This is a genomic window from Niastella sp. sgz303648, from assembly GCF_059587045.1.
The window spans coordinates 1-1613 of the sequence record NZ_JCAPSW010000053.1 but is presented as its reverse complement, the minus strand read 5'-3'; the positions used below and the strand labels follow the sequence as shown (position 1 = coordinate 1613).

General features: G+C 40.5%; 1 protein-coding gene. It reads left to right on the top strand.

Going from position 1 to position 1613, the window contains the following annotated elements:
- Positions 1-95 precede the first annotated feature (95 nt).
- Entirely contained in the window at positions 96-1166 is a 1071-nt protein-coding gene (locus tag AC59IL_RS38860; protein WP_496557656.1) for an IS110 family RNA-guided transposase, read from the top strand.
- Positions 1167-1613: the final 447 nt, after the last annotated feature.

Below are 1613 nucleotides of genomic sequence, written 5' to 3'. Positions count from 1 at the left end.
AAAAAGATTGTATGTTTTCTATGTAAAAAGCTTCTGTAGAATTAGGTGTAAGTTTAAGTTGCAAAATCTATTCTCACACCTAAAATACAGAAGCTATGAAGCAAGTTAAATCATTAAATTTTGCAGGACAAGATATTTACTGCGGCATAGACGTTCACAAGAAAAATTGGTCTATCTGTATCCGGGATGACGAGCATGAACTGAAGAGCTACTCCCAACCTCCATCCCCAGCTATATTAGCCCGCTACCTGCAACACAATTATCCACAGGCAAATTTTCACGCTGTGTATGAAGCTGGCTTTTGCGGATTCTGGATACAACAGGCATTGAGCGATAACGGGGTGCATTGTATTATAGCTCATGCCGCCGACGTGCCAACTACCGATAAAGACAGGCGGCATAAGACCGACGTGGTGGATTGCCGTAAACTAGCCCAGGCCCTGTGCGAAGGATCTCTTCAAGGCATTCATATCCCCAGCCAACAGGTGTTGGAAGACAGAGCTATAATGCGAACCCGTGAGCAGCTGGTACGCGATCAAACACGCTGCAAAAATCGTATTCTATCCTGCCTCCATTTCTGGGGAATCGATATTCCGCAAGGATATAAACCAAGCGCCCATTTTAGCAAAAGATTCATTGTTTGGTTGGAGCAGTTAAGCCTCAATGAAAATGCAAAAATCGCTTTGAAATTGAAGTTGGAATCACTGCTGGCTATTCGACATCAATTAGTGCAGGCTAACCATGCTCTGCGCTCCCTGGCCCAGTCCGACAAATATCGACAATCAGTGGAATTATTATGTAGTATACCGGGAATTGGACAGACGAATGCTATGATTCTTTTGATAGAACTGGAAGACATTACCCGGTTTAAAACATTTGACCATTTATGTAGCTATGCTGGCCTCAAGCCGGATATTTATAGCAGTTCTGAAACTGTCGTTATCAAAGGGCTCACTCATCGTTGTAATGCATTGGTTAGAACAGCCCTGGTAGAAAGTGCCTGGAAGGCTGTCACTAAGGACCCAGCATTATTAATGGCTTACAAAGAGTATAAGAAAAGAATGAATTATAATAAGGCCATTATCCGTATAGCGAAAAAGCTACTACGCCGGATACGTTATGTGCTTTTACACCAAACGCCCTATGTAACAGGACTTGTTCAATAACAGTGAGTTTTTAAGGTATCAACTCCTAGATTATTTTTTATTAAAAGGATCAGGGTAGTAACTAACCCTGATCCACAAATAATCCAGTCGGTTAAGCTATCCCTTACAGAGTTGCACTCCTGCATTGCTCTGCTCCGTTTCGCTTAACAGTACAAAGTTAAAACGTTCAGGTTTGATGAAAATAAAACTTTTAGATGATCAGCTCCTACTGGTAATTGAAGGCTGCAGCTCCTGTAAAATAGGTGTCTGTTATAAAAAAGAATACAGGGCTGATCTTATTGAATTGAACAAAATCTTGCAGTAGTGATTATCACTATCTGTTGATAGAAGATTGTTTTATTTATTTATGCCTGGCAAAAAAACTAACTTTATATGGCAACTTTTGTCTTATTCCTTACTATCAGCTTGAAACATAAAAGCCTTCAAATCCAACGACTTGAAGGCTTT

Bases quoted from the DNA above. Each gene is read 5' to 3' on its own strand.
- AC59IL_RS38860 (WP_496557656.1), top strand. From the start codon at position 96: ATGAAGCAAGTTAAATCATTAAATTTTGCAGGACAAGATATTTACTGC.